General features: G+C 35.0%; 1 protein-coding gene. It reads right to left on the bottom strand.

The window, feature by feature from the left end; all coding sequences use genetic code 11:
* Positions 1 to 199 precede the first annotated feature (199 nt).
* Entirely contained in the window at positions 200 to 652 is a 453-nt protein-coding gene (locus tag FG384_RS19595; RefSeq protein WP_142644354.1) for a hypothetical protein, read from the bottom strand.
* Positions 653 to 820 lie beyond the last annotated feature (168 nt).

Raw genomic sequence — 820 nt, 5'->3', positions numbered from 1 at the left:
GCCTCCTAATCCAACCCATAATTTGATCCACATTTAGGCGCTGCACTTTTTTAAAAAATAAATGAGCTGCGTCTGATTTCGTATTGTCTTTTTCTCTAAATCGAAGATTTTAATTTTCATGGGAGTTCAAATAAAAACAGCTGCTTATGCATCAGCCCCTTTTTTGTTAGCCAAACCTAAACTTTTATCTATTCTCTTATCAGTGACCATTTATTAATAATGAAAATTCGTTATAATACTTTATTACATTTCCCCCTAAAGGGTTTAATCTATCCTCTTGATTTAAAGGTAAACTTCCTTCCCTTCGGTGCAGTTGAAGATATTCAGAAAATCCTTTATCTACGGCTATAACATACTGCTTTAGATTAAAAATATAATAGAATATTTCATCTGTATAAGGGGCTATATGTTCAACTTGAAGGCTAGTACCATCGCTCGAGAAATAATAGTAGTCATAATTTCCGTAATAGTCCACTTTTGACCTATTAGCTTCTCTTTTATATAAATTTGAAAGGGCAAGGAATAATTCAGGCAAAGCGATAAAGCCTAAACCAGAGATGAAGCTAAATTTTTGTCCATCTCCTAAAACTTCGATTCTAACATCTCCATTTGTAAAATTAATGACTACACTACACTTATAAGCTGTATTCAAAATAACTCCACCCTTGTTATTATTTACTCACCAGTGCTTATTCAACTAGTCGAGTAGAAGGGAACCTCTCTACCTTTCGGTAGATTGTGTTCCACCCCCCTCACAGAACCGTGCTTGCGCTATTTACGCACACGGCTCCTCCTAGTCATCATTCACAAAATATAGCTA

Origin of the sequence: Psychrobacillus vulpis, assembly GCF_006861825.1 — a bacterium.
GTDB classification, from domain to species: domain Bacteria; phylum Bacillota; class Bacilli; order Bacillales_A; family Planococcaceae; genus Psychrobacillus; species Psychrobacillus vulpis.
This window is presented reverse-complemented; position numbering and strand designations above follow the sequence as displayed.